The sequence below is a fragment of the Sphingomonas sp. genome, from assembly GCF_017744835.1.
GTDB lineage: Bacteria > Pseudomonadota > Alphaproteobacteria > Sphingomonadales > Sphingomonadaceae > Sphingomonas.
This window is the reverse complement of the sequence record NZ_JAGIAM010000007.1, coordinates 72231-96538: the sequence shown is the minus strand read 5'-3', so window position 1 is coordinate 96538 and position 24308 is coordinate 72231. Positions and strand designations below refer to the sequence as shown.

The window sequence follows — 24308 nt, the reverse complement described above, 5'->3', positions numbered from 1 at the left end:
GGACGGGAACGGCGGTTGCCGTAGCGTCAAACGGATCGAGAGAAGGCAGGAGCGATGGCGGAAATTTTCGATGGTTCGGCAGACGGCGATCTCGTCGCGCCGGCGCCCAAGCTCCCCGTCCCCCCCGAAGTCGCCGAGGCCGTACGCACGATCATCCGCTGGGCCGGCGACGATCCCACCCGCGAGGGGCTGCTCGACACCCCCGAGCGCGTGGCGCGCGCGTGGAAGGAATATTGCCAGGGCTATGGCGAGGACCCCGCGCACCATCTGTCGCGCGTGTTCGAGGAAGTCGGCGGCTATGACGAGATCGTGCTGCTGAAGGACATTCCCTTCCAGTCGCACTGCGAGCATCACATGGCGCCGATCCTCGGCAAGGCCTCGATCGCCTATCTGCCCAAGGATCACGTCGTCGGCATCTCCAAGCTCGCGCGCGTGCTCCACGCCTTCGCGCGGCGCCTGCAGGTGCAGGAAAGGCTCACCGCCGAAGTGGCAGACTGTATCTGGAACGGGCTCAAGCCGGTCGGCGTCGCGGTGGTGATCGAGGCGAGCCACGCCTGCATGACCGCGCGCGGCGTGCGCACGCCGGGCGTGAACATGGTCACCAGCCGGATGATGGGCGTTTTCCGCGACGACGAGCGCAGCCGGCAGGAAGTGCTCAAGCTGATGGGCTATTGATCCATGCGCGTCCTGGTGACGGGCGGTGCGAAGCGCATCGGCGCGGCGATCGCGCGCCGGCTCGCGCTACGCGGGCACGCCGTCGCCATCCATCATCATCACGCCCCCGACGAAGCTGAGGCACTGCGCGCGCAGATCGCGGCCGAGGGCGGACGCGCCTGCGTGGTCAGCGGCGAGCTGGCCGATGCCGCCACGACCCCCGCCCTGATCGCGGCGGCGCGCGAGGGGCTGGGCGGGCCGGTCGAGGGCCTGGTCAACAACGCCTCGCTCTTCGCCTGGGACGCGCTGCCTTTGGGCGACTTCGACTTGCTTGACAGGCACATGCGCGTGAATTGCGGCGCCCCCGTCGCGCTCGCCTCTGCGTTGGCGGCGCAGGACGACCTGGCCGAGGGCGCCGTGGTCAATCTGCTCGACCAGAAGCTCGCCAACCTCAATCCGGACTTCTTCACCTACACGCTGAGCAAGGCCGCGCTCGCCACCGCCACCGAGTTGCTGGCGCGCGCGCTGGCGCCGCGTATCCGCGTCAACGCGGTATCGCCCGGGCTCACCCTGCCCAGTCTCGACCAGACGCCGGAGGAGTTCGCGGAGCATGCGCGGGAAAATCTGCTTCAGCGCCCGGTGGCGCTCGGCGACGTCGCGGCGACGGTCGAGCAGCTGCTGACCACCGGCAGCATCACGGGTCAGAATGTCTTCGTCGACTGCGGCCAGCGTTTCCTGTCCCGCGACGGCGACGTGATGTTCGAGGGCCGGGAGCGTCCGCGTGGCTGACTATGTCATCCATCTCGACGGGCTCGAAGTGACGATGGGGCTCGGCATCCATCCGCGCGAGCGATCGGCGCCCCAGCGCGTCGTGCTGAGCGTCGCGATGACCTGCCGCTACGATGCGCCTCCCTCCGACGGCATCGAGGCAGTGGTCGACTATGACTTCCTGCGCGACGAGATCCTGAAGCTGACGGCGTCCCGCCATTTCGAGTTGCAGGAGACGCTGTGCGACGCCGTGGCCGCGCTGGCCCTCAGCGACCCGCGCGTCGCGGAAGTGCGCGTCCGCTCGATGAAGCCCGACATCTATCCCGACGCGCGGATCGGATGCGAAGTGGTGCGAGCACGCAAAGGCGCCTGAAGTCGGTGGCGCCGATCGCACGGCGCAGATCCGGCACGGACTGGCTTTCGCGGCGCTAAGCCTGTCACCGAGCGGTCATGCCAGGCGTTGAACCTTCTGCATGGGCGGGGGCGAGTCTAGGAGACGAGCCGATGAACGACACCACCACCGCGACCGACAACATCGCCACCGACGAGACCGATCGCCTGATCGCGTCGAACAAGGTCGAGGGCACCGCGGTCTATAATCGCAACGAGGAAAAGCTCGGCACCATCTACAACTTCATGGTCGATAAGCGGTCGGGGACCGTGGAATATGCCGTGCTCCAGTTCGGCGGGATCTTCGGCCTGGGCAGCGACTATTATCCGCTGCCGTGGGAGAAGCTCACCTACGACACCGACCAGGGCGGCTATGTCGTCGACATCGACCGCGATCTCCTCGAAGCCGCGCCGCGTTACAGCCAGGACCAGGAGCCCCAGTACGACCGCGAGTACAACGAGCGCGTCTACGGCTATTACGGGCTGAACTATCCGGCCTGACGAGCTTCTTCCGGTCCTCCCCCGCAAGGGGAGGATCGGATACGCTCGCTCTCGAAAAAACTAGACCCGGTTCGCCGCGCTGAGCACCGCGCGCACCGAAGCTGTGGCGATGTCCGCGTCGATGCCAACGCCGAACACGGTGCGCCCGTCGTCGGTGCGGCATTCGACATAGGCCGCGGCCTGCGCGTCGGCGCCGTGGCCGATGGCGTGCTCGCTATAGTCCACCACGTCGAGCTTGGGGCCGGTGCTTCCCGCGAGCGCGTCGATCACGCCCGAGATCAGGCCATTGCCGCGCCCAGAGATCGAGCGCGCCTCGCCGTCGATCGCGATACGGCCGACGAACACGCGGTTCCCCGCGGTGCCGCTCTCCTCATAGTCGACCAGCGCGATCCGCGCGTCGTCGCCGGGCAGATAGGTGCGCTCGAACAGCGCGCCGATGTCGGCGGCGTTGAGCTCGCGGCTGGTCTCGTCGGCAAGCTGCTGGACGTGGCGTGAGAAGTCCGCCTGCATGCGCTTGGGCAGCTTGAGCCCGCGGTCCTGCTCGAGCACCCAGGCGACGCCGCCCTTGCCCGACTGCGAGTTGACGCGGATCACTGCCTCGTAGTCGCGCCCCAGGTCCTTGGGGTCGATCGGCAGATAGGGCACGTCCCAGAATTCGTCGTTGCGCGCCGCCTGCGCCGCGAAGCCCTTCTTGATCGCATCCTGATGGCTGCCCGAGAAGGCGGTGAACACCAGCTCGCCGGCATAGGGATGGCGCGGGTGCACCGGCAGCGCGTTGCAATATTCGACGGTCTGGATGACTTCGTCGATGTCCGAGAAGTCGAGCTCCGGATCGACGCCCTGGGTGTACATGTTGAGCGCCAGCGTCACGAGATCGACGTTGCCCGTGCGCTCGCCATTGCCGAACAGGCAGCCCTCGACGCGGTCCGCGCCCGCGAGCAGCCCCAGCTCCGACGCGGCGACGCCGGTGCCGCGGTCGTTGTGCGTGTGCAGGCTGATGACGACCGAATCCCGGTTGCGGATGTTGCGGCAGAACCACTCGATCTGGTCGGCATAGATGTTGGGCGTCGCCGCCTCGACCGTCGCCGGCAGATTGAGGATCAGCGGCTTCTCCGGCGTCGGGCGCAGGATGTCCATGACTGCCTCGCAGACCTCGACCGAGAAATCGAGCTCGGCGGTCGAGAAGGTCTCGGGGCTGTACTCGAAATGCCAGTCGGTGTCGGGCTGCTTGGCCGCCTCGTCGCGCAGTACTTTGGCGCCGGCGATGGCGATGCCCCTGATCTCATCGCGGCTCATCCCGAACACGATCCGCCGCCACGCCGGCGAGACGGCGTTGTAGAGATGGACGATGGCCTTCTTCGCGCCCTTGAGGCTCTGGAAGCTGGTCTCGATCAGATCCTGACGCGACTGGGTCAGCACCTGGATGATCACGTCATCGGGGACCTTGTCCTGCTGGACCAGCCCCGAGATGAAGTCGAACTCGGTGGCGCCCGCGCTCGGGAAGCCGACTTCGATCTCCTTGACGCCCACCTTCACGAGCAGGTCGAAGAAACGCTGCTTCTTCTCGGCGTCCATTGGGTCGATCAGCGCCTGGTTGCCGTCGCGCATGTCGGTGGACAGCCAGCGCGGCGCCTTGGTGATGGTGCGGCCTGGCCATTGCCGGTCGGGAAGGTCGACCTGCGGGAAGGGACGGTATTTGACGCTAGGATCGCGCAACATGGGACATGTCTCTCGGGGTATGCGGCCGCGCGCATAGCGCAGGCGCCGTGCTGACTGGAAGGCTCGAATTTACCCTTAGGGACGTGCGCGCGCGGCGGTTCGGCCCCTAAGGGCGAATAAGTCGCAGGCCAAGGCGCAGTACGTTCGTCACGCTGGTCTTATGGGACGGACGGAGGCTTTTGTCCACTCATCCCCAGATTCTATTCCGCCGGCGCGGGGCTCGGGCTCGGCGTGGAAATCGGCGTGGCGACGATCTCGGCCATGGGAGGCGGATCGGAATAGTTGGTGCCGGTGGTCCCGCCGCCGCCGCATCCGCTCAGCAACACCAGTCCGCACAGCGCCAGAAGCCGCATCGCAAGCCCTCCCCTTCTCCGCCCGAGCCTAGCACGCCAAGCGAAGTGGGCAACTAGCGCCCGTAGATGCGGTCGATCACTTCGGCGACGCGCACCAGCCCCTCGGCCTGCGCGTCGAACCGCTCGCCCGCCGCCAGCCGGCGTGCCCAGTCGGCGGCGGCACGGCCGCCCCAGGCGTCGGGCGGGCTGGCGATCGTCTCGCGTGCCGTGCCGGCGAAGCGCTGCGCCTCGAAGTCGTAGAAGGAGCCACCGACGTTGCGCTGCGCCGCCCCGCCTAGGGTGCCGTAGAATTCAGCGGCGATAACGGCGTCCTGTCCCGCATGCAGCCGCCACGAGCAAGTGAGCCGCACCGAGATACCGCCGGCGAGCGCGATCTGGGCGACGGCATAATCCTCGACCCGATCCGTGCCGGTCAGCGGCTCGCCGCCGGCGAAGAGCTGCGAGCGGACCTCGACCACTTCGGGAAAGCCGGACATCCAAAGCGCAAGATCGACGAGATGGACGCCAAGGTCCATCACGCAGCCCCCGCCGGAGAGCGCCGGGTCATAGAACCACGGCTTGTCCGGCCCATAGGCGTTGTGGAAGACCAGATCGGCGGCGAAGACGCGTCCCAGCGCGCCGCTGCGCACCAACTCGGCGACACGCTCCGTCCCCCGCTGGTGACGGTAGCAGAAGTCGACCGCGAGCAGCCGGTCCGCGGCACGCGCAGCGTCCACCACGGCGCGTGCCTCGGCGGCGGTGCGGCCGAGCGGTTTTTGGCAGAAGACCGCGACGCCGCGCTCCAGCGCCTGGATCGATTGCTCGGCGTGAAGCGCGCTGGGCGTGGCGATCACCAGCCCGTCGAGACTAAGATCGAGCAGTCCCTCGATGTCCTCCACGAGCGCAGCATCGGGGGCGAGCTTGCGAGCTTCTTCCGCCATCTCCAGCGACGGATCCGCAATACCCACGACCTCGACCGCGCCGGTTTCGACGATCGCCTCCATCCGGTGGCGTCCGATCCAGCCGGTGCCGAGGAAGCCGACGCGCGGACGGCTCATGCGAACTCCACCAGCGCCTTGACGAAACCGTCGGGCTTGTCGCGCGTGGCGTTGAGCGCCTCGCCCAGCCGGTCGAGACCATAGCGATGCGTATAGAGCGGCGCAGGGTCGAGACGGCCGCTCGCCACCGCTTCCACGGCATCGCGAATGCCCTGAAGCGCGACCTTCGGGTCACGCTCATGCGCGTTGATCACGTCGATGCCCTTCCAGTTCCACATCTGCATGTTGACCTGGCGGGGGCCATCCTGGTGATAGCCGGCAACGATCAGCCTGCCCACCTCGGCGACCAGTTCGCCGGCGAGGTCGAGCGGCCATTGCTTGCCCACCGCCTCGATCACGCGCTCGCAACCCCCGCCGCCGGTCAGGCCTCGGACCTGCTCGAGGATGCGCCAGTGATCGTCCATCACGATCGCCTCGTCCGCGCCATAGCGGCGCGCGAGATCGAGCGAGCTCTGGCGGCGCGAGATGGCGATCACTCGCGCGCCAGCCTCCTTGGCCAGCCGCGTGAGGATCGCACCGAGGAAGCCGATCCCGATGATCGCCACCGCCTGTCCGGCGCGGATGTCGCTGCGGCGGAAGATGTTGAAGGCGCAGCCCAGCGGCTCGCCAGGAAAAGGCTGGCCCCGAAGCGCCTCGGGGAGCTTCACCACCGCATCGGCCCTGGCGACGTCATATTCGGCGAAGCTCTTGAACGAGAGCGCGGCGACGCGGTCGCCCACTGCCAGCCCTTGCACGCCCGACCCGACCGCATCGATCGTGCCCCACCCCTCGTGTCCCATGCCGCCCGGATCGGTCGGGAATTGCATCCACTCGGGCCCTTCCCAGGGCGTGACATTGGAGGCGCAGACGCCGCATCCTTCCAGCCGGATGCGGACTTCGCCCTCGCCAGCCTCGGGCCTTTCGACGCTCTCGACGGCGAACGAACGGGGGCCGGTGACCACGGCGGCGCGCATCTTGTTCAACGAAGAACCCCTTTCGGGGAGCCGAACCCCAAGAGTCGCCCCGGCGTTCCCCCAGTGCCCATTTTTATCGTTAACGGTCGCTGTGAGGTGCGATTCCGCCGCAAATTGCCGTAAAAACCGGTTCTCCGGCGCACTGCATGGCTAGACAGACGCCCAAGAGCACGATCAAAAGGGAGCAGGTCCGCGCCCTTAGGGGGCGGATCGCGGTACATCGTCGGTTCGGCAACGGCGGGAGAGGTTTCGCACCGGGGGCGCCGACGAAGCAAATAGCCCTTCAGGGCAAGAACAGGAGAAGAGACACATGGCCGAGACTAAAGCATCTGGCGGAGCGCGCGGCGGCATTGCCAAGCCGGTGACCCCCTCCCCGGAGCTGGCCGCGATCGTCGGCAACGGTCCGCTGCCGCGCAGCGAGATCGTCAGCAAGCTTTGGGAGCACATCAAGAAGAACAACCTCCAGAACCCCGAGAACAAGCGGGAGATCCTGGCGGACGACAAGCTCGAGAAGGTCTTCGGCGCCAAGAAGGCGACGATGTTCGAGATGAACAAGCACGTCTCGAAGCACGTCAAGTAACAGGCGGCCGGCGTAGCGCCGGCCTGCCGGAAACCGGAACGGGGTGGGCTCGCGAGAGTCCGCCCCGTTTTGCGTTGGACGCCGCGGGATGCTGCGCCAGTTCTTAACGTCTAGACGCTAGTACCGCTCTCCGATGCGGGAGGCGGAAGCAAGATATTGGCTGCGGCCGATGATGGTGGTGGCGGCGCTCTTCGTCGCGGCGCTTCCGCTGCTCTGGCCTGCGATCCCGCCGCTGACCGACCTGCCCGGCCATATCGGGCGCTACCATGTCATGCTCGCCGGTCCCGACGCGCCGACCGCAGCCTGGTATCATTTCGAGTGGCGGCTCGTGCCCAATCTGGCCGGCGACCTTCTGGTCGCGGCGCTGGCGCCCGCGATCGGGCTCCTGCCGGCCGCCAAGCTGGTGGCGGTGGGCACGCCGGTGCTCACCGTGGCGGCCGCGCTCTGGCTGTCGCGCGAAGTGCATGGCCGCATCAGCCCCACCGCATTCCTCGCTCTCCCCCTTGCCTACAACCAGGCGTTCCTGGCGGGCTTCGTCAACTATGCCCTGGCGATGGCCGGTGCGCTGGCCGGGCTGGCGCTATGGCTGCGGCTGGAGCGCCTCGGCAAGCGGCGGCTGCGCGCTGCGCTGATGGTACCTGTCGGCGCGCTGCTCTGGGTCATGCACGCCTATGGCTGGGCGGTGCTCGCGCTCACGACCTTCGCGGTCGAACTGCACCGGCGGCGGGGCCGAGGCTTCGTGCGCGCAATTTCAGGCGCGGCGCTCTCCTGTGTTCCGCTCGCACTTCCGCTGCTGCTGATGCTGGCATGGCGATCCGGCTCCGGTGGACTGACCCACGGCTTCCTCGAGGCGGATACCAAGCTCCTCGCGCTCGCCACGGTCCTCCGGGATCGCTGGGCGGCATGGGATCTCGCCTGCCTCGGCGCACTTGGGTTCGGAACCTATGTCGCCGTGCGCCGCGGCTGGGTGACCGCAGCGCCCGCGCTGCTCTGGTGCGCGCTCGCGCTGGCAATCGCCTTCCTGGCGCTTCCAAAATGGCTGTTCGGCTCGGCACTCGCCGACGCTCGGCTGGCCCCCTATGCGATCCTCCTCGCGCTGATGGCCTTGCGGCCCCGGGCCGACGCCGCGAAGGGAGTAGGCATCGCCATCCTCGTCTTCGTCTTGCTGCGGATGGCAGGGCTGGCACTCAGCATGGCGCTGTACGACGCCGACTATCGAGACGAGCTGCGCGCCCTCGCACATCTGCCGGAAAATGTCCGCCTGGCCTCGCTGGTCTCACCCGGCTGCGATCGTCACTGGGCCGACAGCCGGCTCGACCATCTCGGCGGTCTGGCGCTCGCCCGGCGGAACGCCTTCTCCAACGAACAATGGGCGCTTGCCGGCGCTCCGCTCGTGCGCATCACGCCGCCCGTTGGTGCGGGCGCGTTCGCGGCCGACCCGTCGCAGTTCCTGCGCTGCGAGCCTGACCAGGTGGCAAAAGGATTGGGGCGCATCCCGCGCACCGCTTTCGACTATGTCTGGGTAATAGCCGCGGACGGTCCACCGCCGCGGGCTTCGGCCGGAATGGAGCGCATCTGGGCGCAGGGCAACAGCGCCCTCTATCGCACTTCCGAGGCTGCCACCGCGGCGTCGCGGAGCTGATAGCCGCGCTCAGGCCGCGCCGGCGATGAAATCCTCGAGCGCGGCATAGGCCGCGTCGTCGGTCATCTGCTCGGGCGGATGCTTGCAGAAAAAGGCGGCGGCCGGATGGATCGGGCCCCCGATGCCGCGATCGCGGGCGAGCTTCGCGCAACGGATCATGTCGATCGCGACGCCGGCCGAATTGGGGCTGTCCTCGACCGACAGGCGCAGCTCCAGGTTCATCGGCACCCCGCCGAACAGCTGCCCCTCCATGCGCAGGAAGCAGACCTTGTTGTCGTTCTGCCAGGGCACATAGTCGCTGGGGCCGATATGGATGTTCTCGTCGTCCAGCCGCTCCGCCGCGACTGCCTGCACCGCCTCCGTCTTGGAGATCTTCTTCGACGCCAGTCGCTTGCGGTTGGCCATGTTGAGGAAGTCGGTGTTGCCGCCGGTGTTGAGCTGATAGGTGCGCTCGAGCTTGACGCCGCGCTTGGCGAACAGGTCGGTCAGCACGCGGTGGACGATGGTCGCGCCCAGCTGCGCCTTGATGTCGTCGCCGATGATCGGCACCCCCGCCGCCTCGAAGCGCGCCGCCCAATCGGGATTGCTGGCAATGAACACGGGGATGTTGTTGACCAGCGCCACCCCGGCCTCGAGCGCGCATTCGGCGTAGAATTCGCTCGCCGCCTGCGATCCCACCGGCAGATAGTTGAGCAGCACATCGGCACCGCTCTCGCGCAGGACCTCGATCACTTCCTCCCGGCTCGCCTCGGGCTCGTCGGCGAGCATGAAGGTGCGGTCGTCCTGGAAGTCGGTCATGTGCTCCGCAATGCCATCGAGCACGCGGCCCATGCGGACCTTCGCCCCCGTCGCGCGGACGTGATCGCAGAAGACGGCGGTGCAATTGGGCTTGGCGAAGATCGCCTCGGCCACGTCGCGCCCCACCTTGCGCCGATCCACGTCCCAGGCGGCGACCACGTTGATGTCGGCAGGTCGATAGCCGCCGAGCTCGAGGTGCATCAGCCCGACCAGGTCGTTGGCGCCGCTGCGATAATGTTCGATCCCCTGCACCAGGCTGCTCGCGCAATTGCCGACGCCTACGATCGCCACGTTGATCGAACGGGGAGTTGGGGACAGCATCAGGCAGCGCTCCGTTCAGCGGCGAGGCGTTCGTCGCGGTTGAGGTGGAGAGTCGAGAGTTCGGGCGCCTCGGGCACGAAACCCTCGGGCACTTCGGGAGCGGCGACCGCCGGCCGTGCGCCCTGTCCCGGCGCGTAACGGTCGACCATCCAGGCGCAGAAATCGGCGAACTGCTGCGGATCGCGCGGCGGACTGGTGTGGTGCCGCCCCTCGCCCAGATGCTCGGGCGTGAAGCAGAAGGTGACGGTGGTGTCGAAGTCCGCCAGCGCCTCCATCTGCCGGTCGAACCAGTCGATCGCATTCGGGCGGAAGCTGTCGGCCCAGCTCAGCCCGGTGCGCAGATGGCGGACGCCGAGCCGCTTCATCCAGGCGACCGCGTCGTCGAGCCGCGGGTCCTCGAAATGGAACCATTGCATCAGGCCCATGCGATCGGCGACCTGGGCGTAATCCTCGAGCGCGGCCTTGGGCGTGCCGTCGGCGCGGATCAGGCCGAGGTAGAAATGGCGGTAGTAGCTCGAGCCCTCCGCCTCGCGGTGACGCGTGGTCGCGCCCCATTCCTGCGGCAGGTCGAACAGCGAATACCAGAAGACGCGCGGCACGCGGTTGAGCAGCAGCTCGGCGGTCTTGCGCACACCGAAGACCTGGACTTCCTCGGCGCCGAACGAGCCGACGCCCACTTCGGTAGCCCAGATCTCCTTGTCGGGCACCACAGCCTCGATCTCGGCGATCTTGTCGGGCCAGGCCTGGATCGGCCAGAGGTTCCAGTCGAGCGGGAAGCCGTGGACCGCGACCACGTCGACCGCGTCGATCGCACCCAGCGCGCGCATGCGGTTCACCCAATGCGGGTCGATCGGCGACATGCCGCCCAGCACGCGCTTCACCTCGGGGTTGACGGCCGCGATGGCATTGCCCGCGCGCACCACCGTCTCCGCGAAGATCGTCCAGTCGGGATCGAGCGCCGGGTCCCAGTGGGACTTGTTGTTGGGCTCGTTCCAGATCATCGCGGCTTCGATCATTCTTGCCCCCTCGCCGGATAGACCGCCATCGTATCCGCCAGTTCCTCGAACGGGATCGGCGCGACGCGGCAGAGATAGACTTCCTCTTCGGGCTGGGCCTCGATCGCGAAGCCCGCGGCGCGCAGCATCGCTTGGGCACAGGCGGCATTGGGCGCCCACCAGTTGGTCCAGTCGTTCGCGAACTTGCGCTCGATGAAGTGCATCTTCGGATAGGCCGGATTGTCGAAAAAGCCCGGCGGCCGCCCGGTGCCGGGCACGTGGAAGGGATGGTCCTCGGGCACCAGCAGCACGTCGCTCGAGCCCTGCTGCATCGTCTGGAACAGCATCAGGTCGCCGGCGACATGCTCGCGGATCAGGTCGAGCGCGAGCAGCGGATGGCGGAGGTGGTAGAGCACCCCCATGAAGATCACGACGTCGAACTTCTCGCCCAGCGCGCCGACGTCGTAGACGTCGAGCTTGCGGAACTCGATGCCGTCGAACCCCAGCGTCTCGGCCACGAAGCGCGCCTGCGCAAGATAGCGGTCGTCGCTGTCGATGCCGACCACGCGTGCCGCACCTCGGCGCTTCATCTCGATCGAATAGAATCCGGCGTTGCAGCCGATGTCGAGCACCGACTTGCCGCTCAGATCCTCCGGCAGCGCATGCTCGAACCGTTCGAACTTGAACCGCGGATAGTCGCCCAGGAAATGGTCGGGCGCCGTGTGGACGCCGCCGAGATCGATATTGTGAAACCAGGGACCGAGCGCCTCGATCCGGGCGCGCAGCTTGGCAGTTTCGATCCTGTCCGAACTATATTCGACAACCTGGCTCAATTGCGCCCCCTTTCCCGCGGCTTCGGCCTGCAGGTGGTGATGACGTTCGTTTCGCTAACGGGCGTAAGGGGTTGCTGTTCCGCCTGCGCACCGTCCCGGGCTCAACAAAGCTGACCCCTGCACGTTCCCGGCGATGAAATCTGCGGAACAGAAGGGCTCGCGCGACATTGCTCCGACATGGCGGATCGCATGGGGACATGGGTGGAGGCGATGCGCTCCGGGCGGTTCGAGGACGCCTGGCAAATCTCCGAAGCGACGCTGGCCGAGCGCGATCCGGCGACGCGCGACGACGCGGCACTGCCCTATCATCTGCGCTGGGTGTGGGACGGCCGCAGCTTCGACGACCGGCAGGTGCTGGTGCGCTGCTATCACGGGCTCGGCGACACCATCCAGTTCGCGCGCTTCCTGCCGCTGCTGGCGCGGCGCGCCGCTTCGCTGACGGTCGAGGTGCAGCCGCGGCTGCTGCCGCTCCTCGCGGATCTGGCGGAGCGCGAATTCGAACTCCGGCCCTTCGATCCGGCGCACCCGCTGCCCCCGTCCGAATGCGACTTGGAGATCACCGAGCTCGATTTCGCACTGGGCGCTCGCCCCGACGCGGCGCCGCCGCCTTATCTCTGCGCCCAGCCCGCCGCGCTGCCTCCGCGATCGGTCGCGTTCTGCTATGGCGCCGGCGACTGGGACCCGTCGCGCTGCGTGCCCCAGGAGCTGCTCGCGCCGCTCTGCCGCCATGCCCCTTGCGTGACGCTGATGGCCGAGCCCTGCTCGCTCGACGTGCTCAACCCTGGGGGCTGCGCCTTCGACATGGCGGAAACCGCCGCGCTCATCGCGGGCTCCGAACTGGTGATCACCGTCGACACCATGGTCGCGCACCTCGCCGGGGCCATGGGGAGGCCCGTCTGGCTGCTGCTCAAGGCCGATCCCGACTGGCGCTGGCCGACGCAGGGAACCTCCACCCCCTGGTATCCGTCGATGCGCCTCTATTCCCAGCCCCGTGCGGGAGACTGGGACTCCGTGCTCGAGCAGGTCGACGCCGACCTCAAGGCACGGAGCACAATAATGGCGGAAAGGTAGGTCGGCCGATGCAATGCCTCGAAAGCCCCACGGTCCCGGTTTCCTGGGGCGAGCTGCTCGACAAGATCACGATCCTCGAGATCAAGCGCGAGCGGATCGTCCGGCCCGAGGCGCGCACGCACGTTCTCAAGGAGCATCGGCTGCTCAGCGCCATCGCCTCGGGCGTGCTCGACGCGCCGGGCATCGCGCCGCTGCTCGACGGGCTCAAGCGAGTCAACGAAGCGCTCTGGGAGATCGAGGATGCGGTCCGCGAGCATGAGGCCGAGGGGCGCTTCGACGATCGCTTCGTCCAGCTCGCGCGCTGGGTCTATCAGCGCAACGACGAGCGCGCGCGGCTCAAGCGCGAGATCAACCAGGTGCTCAATTCGGAGCTGGTCGAAGAGAAGAGCTACGCCGGCTTCGTCGCCACCGGAACCGAGACCGCGCCCGAGCTGATCATCGGAAGCGCCGATTGATCGAGACCGGCCGCAGCCGCTCGCCCTCGATCGCGAAACTGGTCACCGAAGCGGGATCGCAGTCGAGTTCGAACATCGCGCCGAAACCCCTGCCCGTCTGTTCGGCGACGATGCCGCGGATGATGTCGCAGTGGGTGACGCAGAGCGCCGGGAAATCCGCGTCGGCGAGCGCCAGCAGATAGCCCGTCGCGCGCGCGGCCGCCTCCGCCATCGTCTCGCCACCGGGGCAGCGCGCGGTAGCACGCTCGGCGTTCCAGCGGTCCCAATCGGCATTGCCCTGCAGCGCATCGAATTCGCGTCCGGCGAAGGCGCCGAAATCGATCTCGTCGAGCGCAGGCGCAGCTCGCACCGCCAGCCCGCGCCGCTCGGCGAGCGGGGCAATCGTCTCGCGCGCACGGCGGCGCGGGCTGGCGTGGAGCGAGGCGATCGGCGTCCCCTCCAGCCCATCCACTAATGCCTCGGCCTCGGCGCGACCTCGCGGGTCGAGCGCGATCTCGGATCGCCCGCTGAGCACGCGCCCCAGCTCGGCGTGCGAGCCGTGGCGGACCAGCATCACGGCCTTCATGCGATGCTGCATCCATGCGCGAGCCAGCAGGCACGACCCCCGGGGGAACAAAGAGGAAGAAGAGGCATTCGGAAGGCCATGAGAGCGTAACGGGCAACACGCGGCAACGCTCCTCCCGACCTGGATCCAACCTGAGCGAGGGAACAGCCTTGACCGAGACCGTTCTGATCACCGGCGGCGCAGGCTTCATCGGCCGCTTCGTAACGCGAGAATTGCTGCGCAGGGGCAACCGGGTCCGCGTGCTCGATGCCCTGATCCCCCAGGTCCATGGCGGCAACGACTGGCCGGCCGATCTCCCCGATGTCGAGCGTATCCATGCCGATGTACGCGACGGCGATGCAGTGGCGAGGGCGTTGAACGGCGTCGACAGCGTGATCCATCTCGCGGCCGAAGTCGGCGTCGGCCAGTCGATGTACGAAGTCGAGCGCTATACCTCGGCGAACGACGTGGGCACCGCGGTGCTGTTCGAGCGGCTCATCGACCACCCGGTCCGCCGCGTCGTCACTGCCTCGTCGATGTCGATCTACGGCGAAGGCCTCTATCGCGATGCCAATGGCGCGCTGGTCGAGAATGCCGAGCGCGGCGTGGTGCGCGACGGGCAGAAGGTCTGGGACCCGCTCGACGCGCAGGGTCGCCCGCTCGTGCCCGTAGCCACACCCGAGTGGAAGCGGCCCAGCCTCGCCTCGATCTATGCGCTCAACAAATATGTGCAGGAGCGCACCACCCACATCATGGGCCAGCCCTATGGCATCGAGAGCGTGTGCCTGCGGCTGTTCAACGTCTATGGCCCCGGCCAGGCGCTTTCGAACCCCTATACCGGCGTGCTCGCGATCTTCGCCTCGCGGCTGCTCAACGGCCAGCAGCCGATGATCTTCGAGGATGGCGAGCAGCGGCGCGACTTCGTCCATGTCAGCGACGTGGCCCGCGCCTTCGCTGATGCGCTGGTCCACCCGGACGTGGCAGGCGGCACGTTCAACATCGGCTCGGGCCAGGACCGCTCGGTCACGCAAGTCGCACAGGCGCTGGCCCGCGCGATGGGCAAGAACGATGTCGAGCCCGAAATCGTCGGCAAGGCACGCATCGGCGACATCCGGCACTGCTTCTGCGACACCGGCCTCGCCGCCGAGAAGCTCGGCTTCGGGGCGCGGACCGACTTCGAGGAGGGCCTCGCCGAGCTCGCCGAATGGGTCGCCGAGCAGACCGCCGAGGACCGGGTCGCGCAGGCGCGCGCCGAGCTCGAGCAGCGGGGGCTCGTCGCATGAGGGCCGCCGCCAAGGACCGCCGCCCGATCCTGATCACCGGCGGCGCCGGCTTCATCGGATCGAACCTCGCCGACCGGCTGGCCGGCGAAGGCCATGACATATTGATCTACGACGCGCTCAGCCGCGCCGGGGTCGAGCGCAACCTGCGCTGGCTGGAGGAGCGGCATCCCGGCAAGATCGAGGCGATCGTCGCCGATGTCCGCGACGAGCCGGTCGTCGCGCAGGCCGTGCGCCGGGCGAAGGCGGTATTCCACCTCGCCGCCCAGGTCGCCGTCACCACCAGCCTCGCCGATCCGCGCGAGGATTTCGAGATCAACATTCGCGGCACGCTCAACGTGCTCGATGCGCTTCGCGGCACCGGCACACCGATCGTCTTCGCCTCGACCAACAAGGTCTATGGCGACCTGGCGGACCTGGAATTCGAGCGCGAGGGCGACGCCTATGTCCCGCTCGACGCGCGGGTGCGCAAATATGGGATAGGAGAGGATCGGCCGCTCGACTTCCACACGCCCTATGGGTGTTCGAAGGGGGCGGCCGACCAATATGTGCTCGATTATGCGCGCAGCTTCGGCGTACCCGCGGCGGTGCTGCGGATGAGCTGCATCTACGGCCGCCGCCAGATGGGGACCGAGGATCAGGGCTGGGTCGCGCATTTCCTGATCCGCGCGCTCGAGGGCAAGCCGATCACGCTCTACGGCGACGGCTGCCAGGTGCGAGACGTGCTCGACGTGTCGAACGCCGTCGAGGCCTATGTCCGCGCCTGGGAGCGGATCGACAAGGTCGCCGGCCGCGCCTTCAATCTCGGCGGCGGCCCCGGCAATGCGATCAGCCTGCGCCAGCTCCTCGCGCACATGGGCGACCTGATCGGGCGCGAAGTGAAGCTCGACTATTCGGACTGGCGCGCGGGCGACCAGCGCTATTTCGTCGCGGACACGCGCAACGCAGAGGCGGCGCTGGGGCTCGGCCCCAGGCTGCCGTGGCGCGACGGCGTCGCAGCGCTCGCCCACTGGCTCGCCGAGGAGCGCGATCTGGGCTGGACGCTGGCACCGCTCGCCGAGCCCGCCCTGCTCAAGGTGCCCGCATGAGCGAGGACCGAAGTCTTCGGCTGCTGATGACCGCCGATACCGTCGGCGGCGTTTGGCAATATGCAGTTGAGCTGGCCGGCGCGCTGGCGCCGCATGGCGTGCGCACCACGCTCGCGGTGCTGGGCCCCGCTCCCTCCCCCGAGCAGCGCGCCGAGGCCGCTGCCGTGCCGGAACTGGCGCTGGTCGAGACGGGATTGCCGCTCGACTGGCTGTGCGGCGGACCCGAGCCGGTGATCGCGGCAGGCCAGGCGATCGCGGAACTCGCCAGGGAGGCGCGCGCGGACCTTGTCCAGCTCAACGCGCCGGCGCTCGCTGCATGCGCCGACCTCCCGATGCCGGTGGTCGCCGTGGCGCACGGCTGCGTCTCCACCTGGTGGGAAGCCGCGCACGGCGGCGAGCCTGCGGACTATCGCTGGCACCGCAAGCTGATGCGCGATGGGCTGCACGCGGCCGACCGGGTGGTGGCGCCGACCGCCGCCTATGCCGCCACCGTCGCTCGCCACTATGGGCTGCCCGAAGCGCCGCTCGCGATCCACAACGGGCGGCGCCCGCTCGCGCTGCCCGCCGGCGTCACCGCACAGGATTTCGCCTTCACCGTCGGCCGGCTCTGGGATCGCGTCAAAGGCGCCGACACGCTCGATCGCGCCGCGGCCCGGCTCAGCGTGCCCCTGCTCGCCGCAGGCACCACGCAAGGCCCGCACGGCGAGACCATCGCCCTCCGCCACATGCGCGCGCTCGGCCATCTCTCCGGCGCAGCGCTCGCGCAGCGGCTCGCCGCACGCCCGGTGTTCGTGTCGGCCGCCTCGTTCGAGCCCTTTGGTCTCGCGGTGCTCGAGGCCGCAGCGGCGGGATGCCCGCTCCTGCTTTCCGACATCGGCAGCTTCCGCGAGCTGTGGGACGAAGCCGCCTTGTTCGTAGCGCCCGACGACGACGCGGGCTTCGCCGATGCCGTCGAAGCGATCCTGGCAGACCCTGCACTCCGCAACCGGCTGGGGGAAGCGGCACGCGCCCGCGCGGCCCGCTTCACGCCCGAGGCCACGGCCGAGGCGATGGCGGCGCTGTTCGCTCAGCTCGCCGCCGAAGCGCCGGCGCGGAGGGCGGCGTGAGGATCGTCTATTTCACCCATTCGCTCGCCAGCTGCTGGAACCACGGCAATGCTCATTTCCTCCGCGGCGTGCTGCGTGAGCTGATCGCGCGCGGGCACGACGTGCAGGTCTGGGAACCGGAGGGTTCGTGGAGCCTCGCCAACCTCCTCGCCGACCATGGCGACGCCGGGCTGGACGCGTTCAGGACCGCCTATCCCGAGCTCCGCGCGCAGACCTACACGGCGATGGCGCATTTCGAGCAGCTCGCCGATGGAGCCGATCTGGTTATCGTTCACGAGTGGAACGAACCAAAATTGGTCGCCCAGCTCGGAACGCTCCGCCGCCTGGGCGCGCCCTTCACGCTGCTCTTCCACGACACGCATCACCGCGCGGTGAGCGCGCCCGAAGAGATGCGCGCCTATGACCTCAACGGCTATGACGGCGTCCTCGCGTTCGGCGAGGCATTGTCGCGGGTCTATCGCGACTGGGGGTGGGGCGAGCGCGTCTGGACCTGGCACGAGGCGGCGGACACCCGCCTCTTCCACCCGCCCGCGACCGAGCAGCCGCGCGACGGGCTGGTCTGGATCGGCAATTGGGGCGACGGCGAGCGCACCGAGGAACTCGAACGCTTCCTCTTCCGCCCCGCCGAACAGGCCGGCCTGCCGCTCGACGTCTACGGCGTCCGCTATCCCGCCGAGGCCAAAGCCGCGCTAACCCGCCACGGTGCGCGCTATCACGGCTGGGCGCCCAATGCCCGCGCGCCGGAGATCTTCGCGCGCCACCTGGCGACGGTGCATGTCCCCCGCCGCTATTATGCGACAATCCTGCCGGGCATCCCCACCATCCGCGTGTTCGAGGCGCTGGCGTGCGGCATCCCCCTGGTGTCCGCGCCCTGGGAGGATGCCGAAGGACTGTTCCGGCCCGGGCAGGACTATCTCGTCGCGCGCGACGGCGAGGAGATGACCCATCACCTTCGCGCGTTGCGCGACGATCCCGATCTCCGCGCGGAGCTGGTGCGCAGCGGGCTCGAGACGATCCGCGCGCGCCACAGCTGCGCCCACCGCGGCGACGAGCTGCTGGCGATCGTCGCCCAGCTCCGCCCTGCGCAGGCATCCACCGAAGTCATGAGGAACGTCGCGTGAAGATCGCCTTCTACGGATCGAGCCTGCTTTCCTCCTATTGGAACGGCGCGGCCACCTATTACCGCGGCATCTTGAAGGCGCTCCACGCCCATGGGCACGAGATCACCTTCTACGAGCCCGACGCTTTCGACCGGCAGCAGCACCGCGACATCGATCCGCCGGACTATGCGCGCGTTGTCGTCTATCCCGCGACCGAGGCCGGCGTGCGCGACGTGCTCGAGGCGGGCGCCGACGCGGAGGTAGTGGTGAAGGCGAGCGGCGTCGGCGTGTTCGACGCCGAGCTGCTTCACGGCATCCTGCGCCACGCCAGCGCGCTGCGCATCTTCTGGGACGTCGACGCCGCTGCCACGCTCGACGAGATGCGCCGCGACGCCGATCATCCGCTCCACAGCGCGCTGCTCGATCTCGATCTGGTCCTCACTTATGGTGGCGGGCCGCCGGTGGTGAAGGCCTATCGCGGTTTCGGTGCCGAATGCTGCGTGCCCGTCTACAATGCGCTCGATCCCGAAACGCACCACCCTGCCCCGCGCGATCCGCGGTTCGAGGCCGATCTGGCGCTGCTCGCCAACCGGCTGCCCGACCGCGAGGCGCGGATCGAGGAATTCTTCCTCAAGCCCGCCGCGCTGCTGCCCGAGCGCAGCTTCCTGCTCGGCGGCAACGGCTGGGCGGACAAGGGCATGCCTGCCAATGTCCGCGCGATCGGCCATGTCGGCACCGCCGACCATAATGGCTTCAACTGCACGCCTGCGGCGGTGCTCAACGTCGCGCGCGATTCGATGGCGGACATCGGCTTCTCGCCGGCGACGCGCGTGTTCGAAGCCGCAGGCGCCGCCGCCTGCCTGATCACCGACGCCTGGGAAGGCATCGAGCTGTTCCTCAAGCCCGACGAGGAAGTGCTGGTCGCGCGCGACGGGCAGGACGTCGCCGAGCATCTCCGCAATCTCACGCCCGAGCGCGCCCGCGCGATCGGCGAGGCGGCGCTGCGCCGCGTCCTCGCCGAACACACCTATGAACTCCGCGGCCGGCAGGTCGACGCGCTCCTCACCGAGCACCGCGCGCGCATCGAGGTGGCGGCATGAAGCTCGTCGTCCTTGGCCTGTCGCTGTCCTCCTCCTGGGGCAATGGCCATGCCACCACCTTTCGCGCGCTGCTCAAGGCCTTTGCCGCGCGCGGCCATGACATCCTCTTCCTCGAGCGCGACATGCCCTGGTATCGCGAGAACCGCGATCTGGCCGAGCCGGGCTTCTGCCGGCTCGAATATTATGCCGATCTCGACGACCTCGGCCGCTTCGAGCGCGACATCGCCGCCGCCGACGCAGTGCTGGTCGGCTCCTATGTTCCCGAGGGCGTGGCCGTGGGCCGCTTCGTCCAGGCGACAGCGGGGGGCGTCACGGCCTTCTACGACATCGATACGCCGGTGACGCTGGCGAAGCTCGAACGCGAAGACTTCGAATATCTCTCGCCCGAAGTGATCCCGGGCTACCAGGTCTATTTCTCCTTCACCGGAGGCCCGACGCTCGGCCGTATCGAGCGCGATTACGGTTCGCCCGCGGCGCGCGCGCTCTATTGCTCGGTCGACGCCGCCGCCTATCGCCCGCTCGACGTGCCCAAGCGCTGGGACCTCTCCTATCTCGGCACCTACAGCCCCGATCGCCAACCGACGCTCGAGCGGCTGCTGATCGAGCCCGCGCATGCCCGGCCCGAGCTGCGCTTCGTCGTCGCCGGCCCGCAATATCCGGCGGACATCGACTGGCCGGCCAATGTCGAGCGCATCGATCATTGCCCGCCGGCCGAGCATCCGCGCTTCTACGGCGCCTCGCGCTTCACGCTCAACGTCACGCGCGCCGACATGATCGCGGCCGGCTGGTCGCCCTCGGTGCGGATCTTCGAGGCCTGCGCCTGCGGCACGCCGATCATCTCGGACCGCTGGGAAGGGCTCGACACCATCCTGGCGCCTGAGCGCGAGATCATCCTCGCAGACGACAGCAACGACGTGCTGGCGGCACTGGAGCGCGACGCCTCGGCGATCGGCGAGGCAGCGCGCACGCGCGTGCTCGCCGAGCACACCGCCGAGCATCGCGCGACCGAGCTGGAGGCGCATCTCGCCGCCGCGATGGAGACGCGGCCGCTACTCGCCACCGCCTGAGCGAGGTGCTAGCGCGGCCAGACGCCGGACGCCCCGGCGATGGAGCAAGCATGTCCGAGCGTTTCGAGCGCCACCGCCAGCCCTGGCGGCCCGATGAAGTCCAGAAGCTGCACACGCTCGCCAAGAAGGGCATGGCGTTGAAGGCGATCGCTAAGGCGCTCACGCGCAGCGAGGAATCGGTGAAGGAGCGCGCCAAGCAGGACGGGCTGTCGATCGCCAAGCTGCGCTGACCGCCATGTCCGCCCTTCCGCCGTCACCCCCGCGAAAGCGGGGGCCCATCTCGTGCCGGGGCCGGCCCAGACAACAGGGCTGGTGTGCGCTGCTAGCGCCGGAGATGGGCCCCCGCTTTCGCGGGGGTGACGAAAAAAGCGTAGCGCGCGGATCATGAACTACGACGCGATCGTCCTCGGCGGCGGCGCCGCGGGGCTGATGTGCGCGGCCGTCGCCGGGCAGCGCGGCCGGCGCGTACTGCTGCTCGACCATGCCGATCGCGTCGGCAAGAAAATCCTGATCTCGGGCGGCGGGCGGTGCAACTTCACCAACCTGCACGTCGCGCCCGATCGCTATCTGTCCGCCAATCCCCATTTCGCCAAGTCCGCGCTCGGCCGCTACACCGCACAGGATTTCCTCGCGCTGGTCGAGCGGCACCGCATCGCCTGGCACGAGAAGACGCTGGGCCAGCTCTTCTGCGATGGCTCGGCCACCCAGATCGTCGACATGCTGCTCGACGAATGCGCGGAAGGCGGCGTCGACATCCGCACCGGCCGCCCCGCGGGCGAAGTCACCCACGCCGACGGCAGCTTCCGGGTCCAGGATGCCGAAGCGCCCGCGCTGGTGATCGCCACCGGCGGCCCGTCGATCCCCAAGCTCGGCGCCACCGGCTATGCCTATGACCTTGCCCGGCGCTTCGGGCTCAAGGTAGTCGAACCGCGCCCCGCGCTCGTCCCGCTCACCCTGCCGCCGGATCAGGCATTGTTCCGCGAGCTCTCGGGCGTCTCCACCGAAGTGATCGCGCGCGCGGGCAAGACGCGCTTCCGCGAAGCCGCGCTGTTCACGCACCGCGGGCTGTCGGGCCCGTCGATCCTGCAGGTCTCCTCCTATTGGCGCCCCGGCGAGCCGATCGGCATCGATTTCCTCCCCGATGCGGCCGCAGGCTGGCTGACCGACGCCAAGCGCGCGCGTCCCCGCACCACGCTCCGCAAGCTTCTCTCCGAACTGCTTCCCGACCGGCTGGCCGAGACGCTGGCCGAGCAGCTCGCGCTGGCCGGCGAGCTCGCCAACCTGCCCGACCGCAAGCTCCAGGATGCCGCCCAGCGCCTAGCCGACTGGCAGTTCCGTCCCAACGGCACCGAAGGCTTCGCCAAGGCCGAAGTGACCGTGGGCGGCATCTCGACCGCCGAGCTCTCCTCGCAGACGATGGAAGCGCGCAAGGTTCCCGGCCTCTACGCCATCGGCGAGGCCGTGGACGTCACCGGCTGGCTGGGCGGCTATAATTTCCAATGGGCCTGGGCCAGCGGCTGGGCCGCCGGGCAGGCGCTTGCAAAATAGGATTTCGTCTGATCAGCTCGGCGCTGGCTCGGCCTTGCCGCGCCCGCCCTTTGAACCGGTAGATGGCGGCCTCACACGCCCGACAATGCGCAACGAAATGTCACGCGCGCACAATTTTATGTCTCGATGCGCGGGAAAAGTGGGAAGCTAGGCGCGCGAAATCCTATTCGCGCGCCTCTCCGGCCCACAACCGACGCCTCAGCGTTCGCGGCTGAGGTCGTCGACTTCGCCCATGATCGTGTCGAGCGCGCTCTTCCCCTCGGGGTTGGCGAGCGCCTCGCGCCGCGAGGGAAGCTGGCCCTCCGTCAGCAGCGATTCGAGCGCGACGCGGCCGCGCGCGACGCGGCTCTTGATCGTGCCGACCGCCACTTGGCAGATCTCCGCTGCTTCCTCATAGGCGAAGCCGCCTGCGCCGACGAGGATCAGCGCTTCGCGCTGCGGCTGCGGCAGGTGCATCAGCGCGCGCTGCATGTCCGACAGCTCGACATGACGGTCCTGGCTCGCCGGCGCGGCGAGCAGCCGGTCGGCGACCAGATCGTCCCACTCGCCCTTGAAGCGCGCGCGGCGCATCTGGCTGAGATAGAGGTTGCGCAGGATGATGAAGGTCCAGGCGCGCATGTTGGTGCCCGCCTGGAAGCGCTTGCGCGCCGCCCAGGCCTTGAGCAGCGTCTCCTGCACCAGATCGTCGGCCAGGTCGCGGCTGCCCGACAGCGAACGCCCGAAGGCGCGCAGGTGCGGGATCACCTGGGCAAGCTGTTTCTTGAACTCGGGGTCGGAGAGCGCGACATGCTCCCGCGGAGCCTCCGCATCCTCTGCGGATTCCACGCTTCCAGCCGGCTTTTCGGACTGAGTCATTCGATCCCGTTCAATTGCGCGCGCCGAAGAACGGCAGACAGGGGAGATAGGGGCCGCTTCCGCGATTGCCAGCATAATCCAACGCTCCCGAAATCAGAGCAAGACGATGAAGGCGAAAGCGAGCACCACCAGTACCAGGCCGACGCCCAGTACATAGCGGGTCATGTGTGGGGTGGCACCGGCGCGGGCCCGATCGGTGGTTACATGGATGGGTTCGTTGTTCTCAGCCATGTACATCCAACCCGCGAGAACCGTTTTGGCTCCGTATCATGTGGAACCCGCGCCGGAGATTTTTTTCACGCCGCGGCGGGAACCGTTGCCTGATCGAAGAACAGCGCCTGACTGATCGTGGTCTTCACCGTCTCGCGCTGGAACGGCTTGGTGATCAGGAAGGTCGGCTCGGGCCGCTCGCCGGTGAGCAGCCGCTCGGGGAAGGCAGTGATGAAGATCACCGGCACGCTGAACTCGGCGAGGATGTCCTTCACCGCGTCGATGCCCGAGCTGTCGTCGGCCAGCTGGATGTCGGCGAGCACCAGCCCCGGCCGGTCCTCCATCGCCAGCGCCACGGCCTCGTCGCGAGTCACGGCGACGCCGGTGACTTCATGGCCCAGGTCGCGCACGATCTGCTCGAGGTCCATCGCGATCAGCGGCTCGTCCTCGATGATCATCACGCGGGTGCGCGTCTGGCGCTCGATCTCGGCGACCGCCTCGGCGACCAGCTTCGACACGCTCTCGGGATCCTCCTCGATCAGATAGCCGGCGTCCTCGACGCTGAATCCCTCCACCGTGGTGAGGAGCAGCGCCTGGCGCGACAGCGGGGTCAGGCGCGCGAGCCGGCGACGGGCGATCGCCTCATTCTCGTTGGCGCTTTCGGGAACGATCTCGTCCTCCTCGAGATGGGTCGACTGCCAGATCGCCTGGAAGGTGCGGTAGAGGCCCAGCCGCGGATCGGTATCGCGGGGAAATTGATCGGGTGCCGCCACAATGGCTTCAAGCGCGGCACGTACGTAGCGGTCCCCCTCGGCCTGGCTGCCGGTGAGCGCGCGGGCATAACGGCGAAGCAGTGGAAGATGGGGCGCGAGTTGCTGTCCAAGCGACATAAGCGAACTATTCTCCTTCGAGGGCCCGGAGGCGTTTCTTCGCGTCCGAGCGTAACCTTTGCAAATGATTCTGCTATCCCGAAGGAGCCCCTCCCCGGAAATCACATCGGCTGTGGAACAATCGAGCGGCTGTTTGGTTTCATCGCCCAAGCCACGTGGTGCGCCTGTACCACATCCAACGCTTGCGCTCCGCCGTCATGGCAGTATCGAAACGCTTGCGTATGGAGACGTTCGTTCATTAGTCCGGGCCCCGGACTACCCGGGTCCTCAGGGGGGAATTGGTGCGTTCCGCTAGAGACGAAAAGAAATCGCCGAAGGCCAAGGGAGGGGAGACCAGCAAACCTGGCCGCAACGTCGGTGAAGCGTTGCGCCGCGCCTATGACGAGGCGGTCGGCGAAGCTGTGCCCGACGACCTTCTCGACCTGCTGAAGAAGCTCGACTAACGATCTC

At 68.2% G+C, this 24308-nt stretch carries 28 protein-coding genes; 17 read left to right on the top strand and 11 right to left on the bottom strand.

Translation table 11 applies throughout. From position 1 onward, the window contains the following. Positions 1 to 54: 54 nt before the first annotated feature. From folE to J7500_RS18025, 4 genes are all read left to right on the top strand, one after another. Positions 55 to 675 carry a GTP cyclohydrolase I FolE gene (folE, locus tag J7500_RS18040; protein ID WP_294063474.1) on the top strand — a complete coding sequence of 207 codons (621 nt, stop codon included), beginning with the start codon at positions 55 to 57 and terminating at the stop codon, positions 673 to 675. Between the two features lie 3 nt (positions 676 to 678). Then, positions 679 to 1443, top strand: coding sequence for an SDR family oxidoreductase (locus tag J7500_RS18035; RefSeq protein WP_294063473.1), 765 nt, complete (start codon positions 679 to 681; stop codon positions 1441 to 1443). Further along, entirely contained in the window at positions 1436 to 1795 is a 360-nt protein-coding gene (locus J7500_RS18030) for a dihydroneopterin aldolase (protein WP_294063472.1), read from the top strand. The genes J7500_RS18035 and J7500_RS18030 overlap by 8 nt, the downstream gene beginning before the upstream one ends. A 131-nt stretch (positions 1796 to 1926) precedes the next feature. Then, on the top strand, positions 1927 to 2313 hold the full coding sequence (locus tag J7500_RS18025) for a PRC-barrel domain-containing protein (protein WP_294063471.1): 387 nt from the start codon (positions 1927 to 1929) through the stop codon (positions 2311 to 2313). A 60-nt stretch (positions 2314 to 2373) separates the two neighbouring features. On the opposite strand, the gene leuA is transcribed toward J7500_RS18025, so the two are convergent. The 4 genes from leuA to J7500_RS18005 form a co-directional block, all read right to left on the bottom strand. Then, complete coding sequence (leuA, locus tag J7500_RS18020; RefSeq protein WP_294063470.1) at positions 2374 to 4032, bottom strand: 2-isopropylmalate synthase; 1659 nt, start codon at positions 4030 to 4032, stop codon at positions 2374 to 2376. 200 nt (positions 4033 to 4232) lie between these two features. After that, positions 4233 to 4385: a hypothetical protein gene (locus J7500_RS18015; protein WP_294063469.1), complete on the bottom strand. Its 153-nt coding sequence runs from the start codon at positions 4383 to 4385 to the stop codon at positions 4233 to 4235. A 53-nt stretch (positions 4386 to 4438) separates the two neighbouring features. Next, entirely contained in the window at positions 4439 to 5422 is a 984-nt protein-coding gene (locus J7500_RS18010) for a Gfo/Idh/MocA family oxidoreductase (RefSeq protein ID WP_294063467.1), read from the bottom strand. Next, positions 5419 to 6375 (bottom strand): zinc-binding dehydrogenase, encoded by a 957-nt coding sequence (locus J7500_RS18005; RefSeq protein WP_294063553.1) that lies wholly within the window; start codon positions 6373 to 6375, stop codon positions 5419 to 5421. Before J7500_RS18005 ends, J7500_RS18010 begins: the two co-directional genes overlap by 4 nt. Before the next feature lie 310 nt (positions 6376 to 6685). Between J7500_RS18005 and J7500_RS18000 the strand changes: the two genes are divergently transcribed. Both J7500_RS18000 and J7500_RS17995 read left to right on the top strand, forming a co-directional pair. Then, a complete protein-coding gene (locus J7500_RS18000) occupies positions 6686 to 6955 on the top strand; it encodes an SWIB/MDM2 domain-containing protein (RefSeq protein ID WP_294063465.1) in 270 nt (89 codons plus the stop codon). 133 nt (positions 6956 to 7088) lie between these two features. After that, the gene (locus J7500_RS17995; protein WP_294063464.1) at positions 7089 to 8597 is read left to right on the top strand and encodes a hypothetical protein; all 1509 of its coding nucleotides are present in this window, start codon (positions 7089 to 7091) and stop codon (positions 8595 to 8597) included. 9 nt (positions 8598 to 8606) lie between these two features. On the opposite strand, the gene J7500_RS17990 is transcribed toward J7500_RS17995, so the two are convergent. From J7500_RS17990 to J7500_RS17980, 3 genes are read right to left on the bottom strand one after another with little or no spacing between them, the layout of a single operon-like run. Continuing rightward, positions 8607 to 9716 (bottom strand): inositol-3-phosphate synthase, encoded by a 1110-nt coding sequence (locus tag J7500_RS17990; RefSeq protein ID WP_294063462.1) that lies wholly within the window; start codon positions 9714 to 9716, stop codon positions 8607 to 8609. Further along, positions 9716 to 10732, bottom strand: coding sequence for a beta-xylosidase (locus J7500_RS17985; RefSeq protein WP_294063461.1), 1017 nt, complete (start codon positions 10730 to 10732; stop codon positions 9716 to 9718). The genes J7500_RS17990 and J7500_RS17985 overlap by 1 nt, the downstream gene beginning before the upstream one ends. Next, on the bottom strand, positions 10729 to 11544 hold the full coding sequence (locus tag J7500_RS17980; RefSeq protein ID WP_294063460.1) for a TIGR04290 family methyltransferase: 816 nt from the start codon (positions 11542 to 11544) through the stop codon (positions 10729 to 10731). The genes J7500_RS17985 and J7500_RS17980 overlap by 4 nt, the downstream gene beginning before the upstream one ends. Positions 11545 to 11733: 189 nt before the next feature. On the opposite strand from J7500_RS17980, the gene J7500_RS17975 reads away from it, so the two are divergent. Both J7500_RS17975 and J7500_RS17970 read left to right on the top strand, forming a co-directional pair. Next, on the top strand, positions 11734 to 12615 hold the full coding sequence (locus tag J7500_RS17975) for a glycosyltransferase family 9 protein (protein WP_294063459.1): 882 nt from the start codon (positions 11734 to 11736) through the stop codon (positions 12613 to 12615). An 8-nt stretch (positions 12616 to 12623) separates the two neighbouring features. After that, positions 12624 to 13070: a DUF6165 family protein gene (locus J7500_RS17970; protein ID WP_294063457.1), complete on the top strand. Its 447-nt coding sequence runs from the start codon at positions 12624 to 12626 to the stop codon at positions 13068 to 13070. Here J7500_RS17970 and J7500_RS17965 read toward each other — a convergent pair. After that, positions 13051 to 13635, bottom strand: a complete 585-nt coding sequence (locus J7500_RS17965; RefSeq protein ID WP_294063456.1) for a histidine phosphatase family protein — start codon at positions 13633 to 13635, stop codon at positions 13051 to 13053. The genes J7500_RS17970 and J7500_RS17965 overlap by 20 nt on opposite strands. A gap of 149 nt (positions 13636 to 13784) precedes the next feature. Between J7500_RS17965 and J7500_RS17960 the strand changes: the two genes are divergently transcribed. The 8 genes from J7500_RS17960 (at position 13785) to J7500_RS17925 (ending at position 21903) form a co-directional block, all read left to right on the top strand. Further along, positions 13785 to 14897: an NAD-dependent epimerase/dehydratase family protein gene (locus tag J7500_RS17960; RefSeq protein ID WP_294063455.1), complete on the top strand. Its 1113-nt coding sequence runs from the start codon at positions 13785 to 13787 to the stop codon at positions 14895 to 14897. Further along, complete coding sequence (locus J7500_RS17955; protein WP_294063453.1) at positions 14894 to 15982, top strand: SDR family NAD(P)-dependent oxidoreductase; 1089 nt, start codon at positions 14894 to 14896, stop codon at positions 15980 to 15982. Before J7500_RS17960 ends, J7500_RS17955 begins: the two co-directional genes overlap by 4 nt. Beyond that, positions 15979 to 17088 (top strand): glycosyltransferase family 4 protein, encoded by a 1110-nt coding sequence (locus J7500_RS17950; RefSeq protein ID WP_294063451.1) that lies wholly within the window; start codon positions 15979 to 15981, stop codon positions 17086 to 17088. The genes J7500_RS17955 and J7500_RS17950 overlap by 4 nt, the downstream gene beginning before the upstream one ends. Continuing rightward, the gene (locus J7500_RS17945; RefSeq protein WP_294063449.1) at positions 17085 to 18209 is read left to right on the top strand and encodes a glycosyltransferase; all 1125 of its coding nucleotides are present in this window, start codon (positions 17085 to 17087) and stop codon (positions 18207 to 18209) included. Before J7500_RS17950 ends, J7500_RS17945 begins: the two co-directional genes overlap by 4 nt. After that, positions 18206 to 19288 carry a glycosyltransferase gene (locus tag J7500_RS17940; RefSeq protein WP_294063448.1) on the top strand — a complete coding sequence of 361 codons (1083 nt, stop codon included), beginning with the start codon at positions 18206 to 18208 and terminating at the stop codon, positions 19286 to 19288. The genes J7500_RS17945 and J7500_RS17940 overlap by 4 nt, the downstream gene beginning before the upstream one ends. Beyond that, a complete protein-coding gene (locus J7500_RS17935) occupies positions 19285 to 20355 on the top strand; it encodes a glycosyltransferase (RefSeq protein ID WP_294063447.1) in 1071 nt (356 codons plus the stop codon). The genes J7500_RS17940 and J7500_RS17935 overlap by 4 nt, the downstream gene beginning before the upstream one ends. Before the next feature lie 50 nt (positions 20356 to 20405). Next, entirely contained in the window at positions 20406 to 20585 is a 180-nt protein-coding gene (locus tag J7500_RS17930; RefSeq protein ID WP_294063446.1) for a hypothetical protein, read from the top strand. Between the two features lie 154 nt (positions 20586 to 20739). Further along, the gene (locus tag J7500_RS17925) at positions 20740 to 21903 is read left to right on the top strand and encodes an NAD(P)/FAD-dependent oxidoreductase (RefSeq protein WP_294063445.1); all 1164 of its coding nucleotides are present in this window, start codon (positions 20740 to 20742) and stop codon (positions 21901 to 21903) included. A 198-nt stretch (positions 21904 to 22101) separates the two neighbouring features. Here J7500_RS17925 and J7500_RS17920 read toward each other — a convergent pair whose 3' ends face one another. The 3 genes from J7500_RS17920 to J7500_RS17910 all read right to left on the bottom strand — a co-directional run bounded on the left by J7500_RS17920 (position 22102) and on the right by J7500_RS17910 (position 23858). Further along, entirely contained in the window at positions 22102 to 22758 is a 657-nt protein-coding gene (locus tag J7500_RS17920) for a sigma-70 family RNA polymerase sigma factor (RefSeq protein WP_294063444.1), read from the bottom strand. Positions 22759 to 22851: 93 nt separating this feature from the next. Continuing rightward, complete coding sequence (locus tag J7500_RS17915; RefSeq protein ID WP_294063442.1) at positions 22852 to 22989, bottom strand: hypothetical protein; 138 nt, start codon at positions 22987 to 22989, stop codon at positions 22852 to 22854. Positions 22990 to 23054: 65 nt separating this feature from the next. Continuing rightward, positions 23055 to 23858: a response regulator gene (locus J7500_RS17910; protein ID WP_294063441.1), complete on the bottom strand. Its 804-nt coding sequence runs from the start codon at positions 23856 to 23858 to the stop codon at positions 23055 to 23057. Positions 23859 to 24139: 281 nt separating this feature from the next. Between J7500_RS17910 and J7500_RS17905 the strand changes: the two genes are divergently transcribed. Next, positions 24140 to 24301 carry a NepR family anti-sigma factor gene (locus J7500_RS17905; RefSeq protein ID WP_294063439.1) on the top strand — a complete coding sequence of 54 codons (162 nt, stop codon included), beginning with the start codon at positions 24140 to 24142 and terminating at the stop codon, positions 24299 to 24301. Positions 24302 to 24308: the final 7 nt, after the last annotated feature.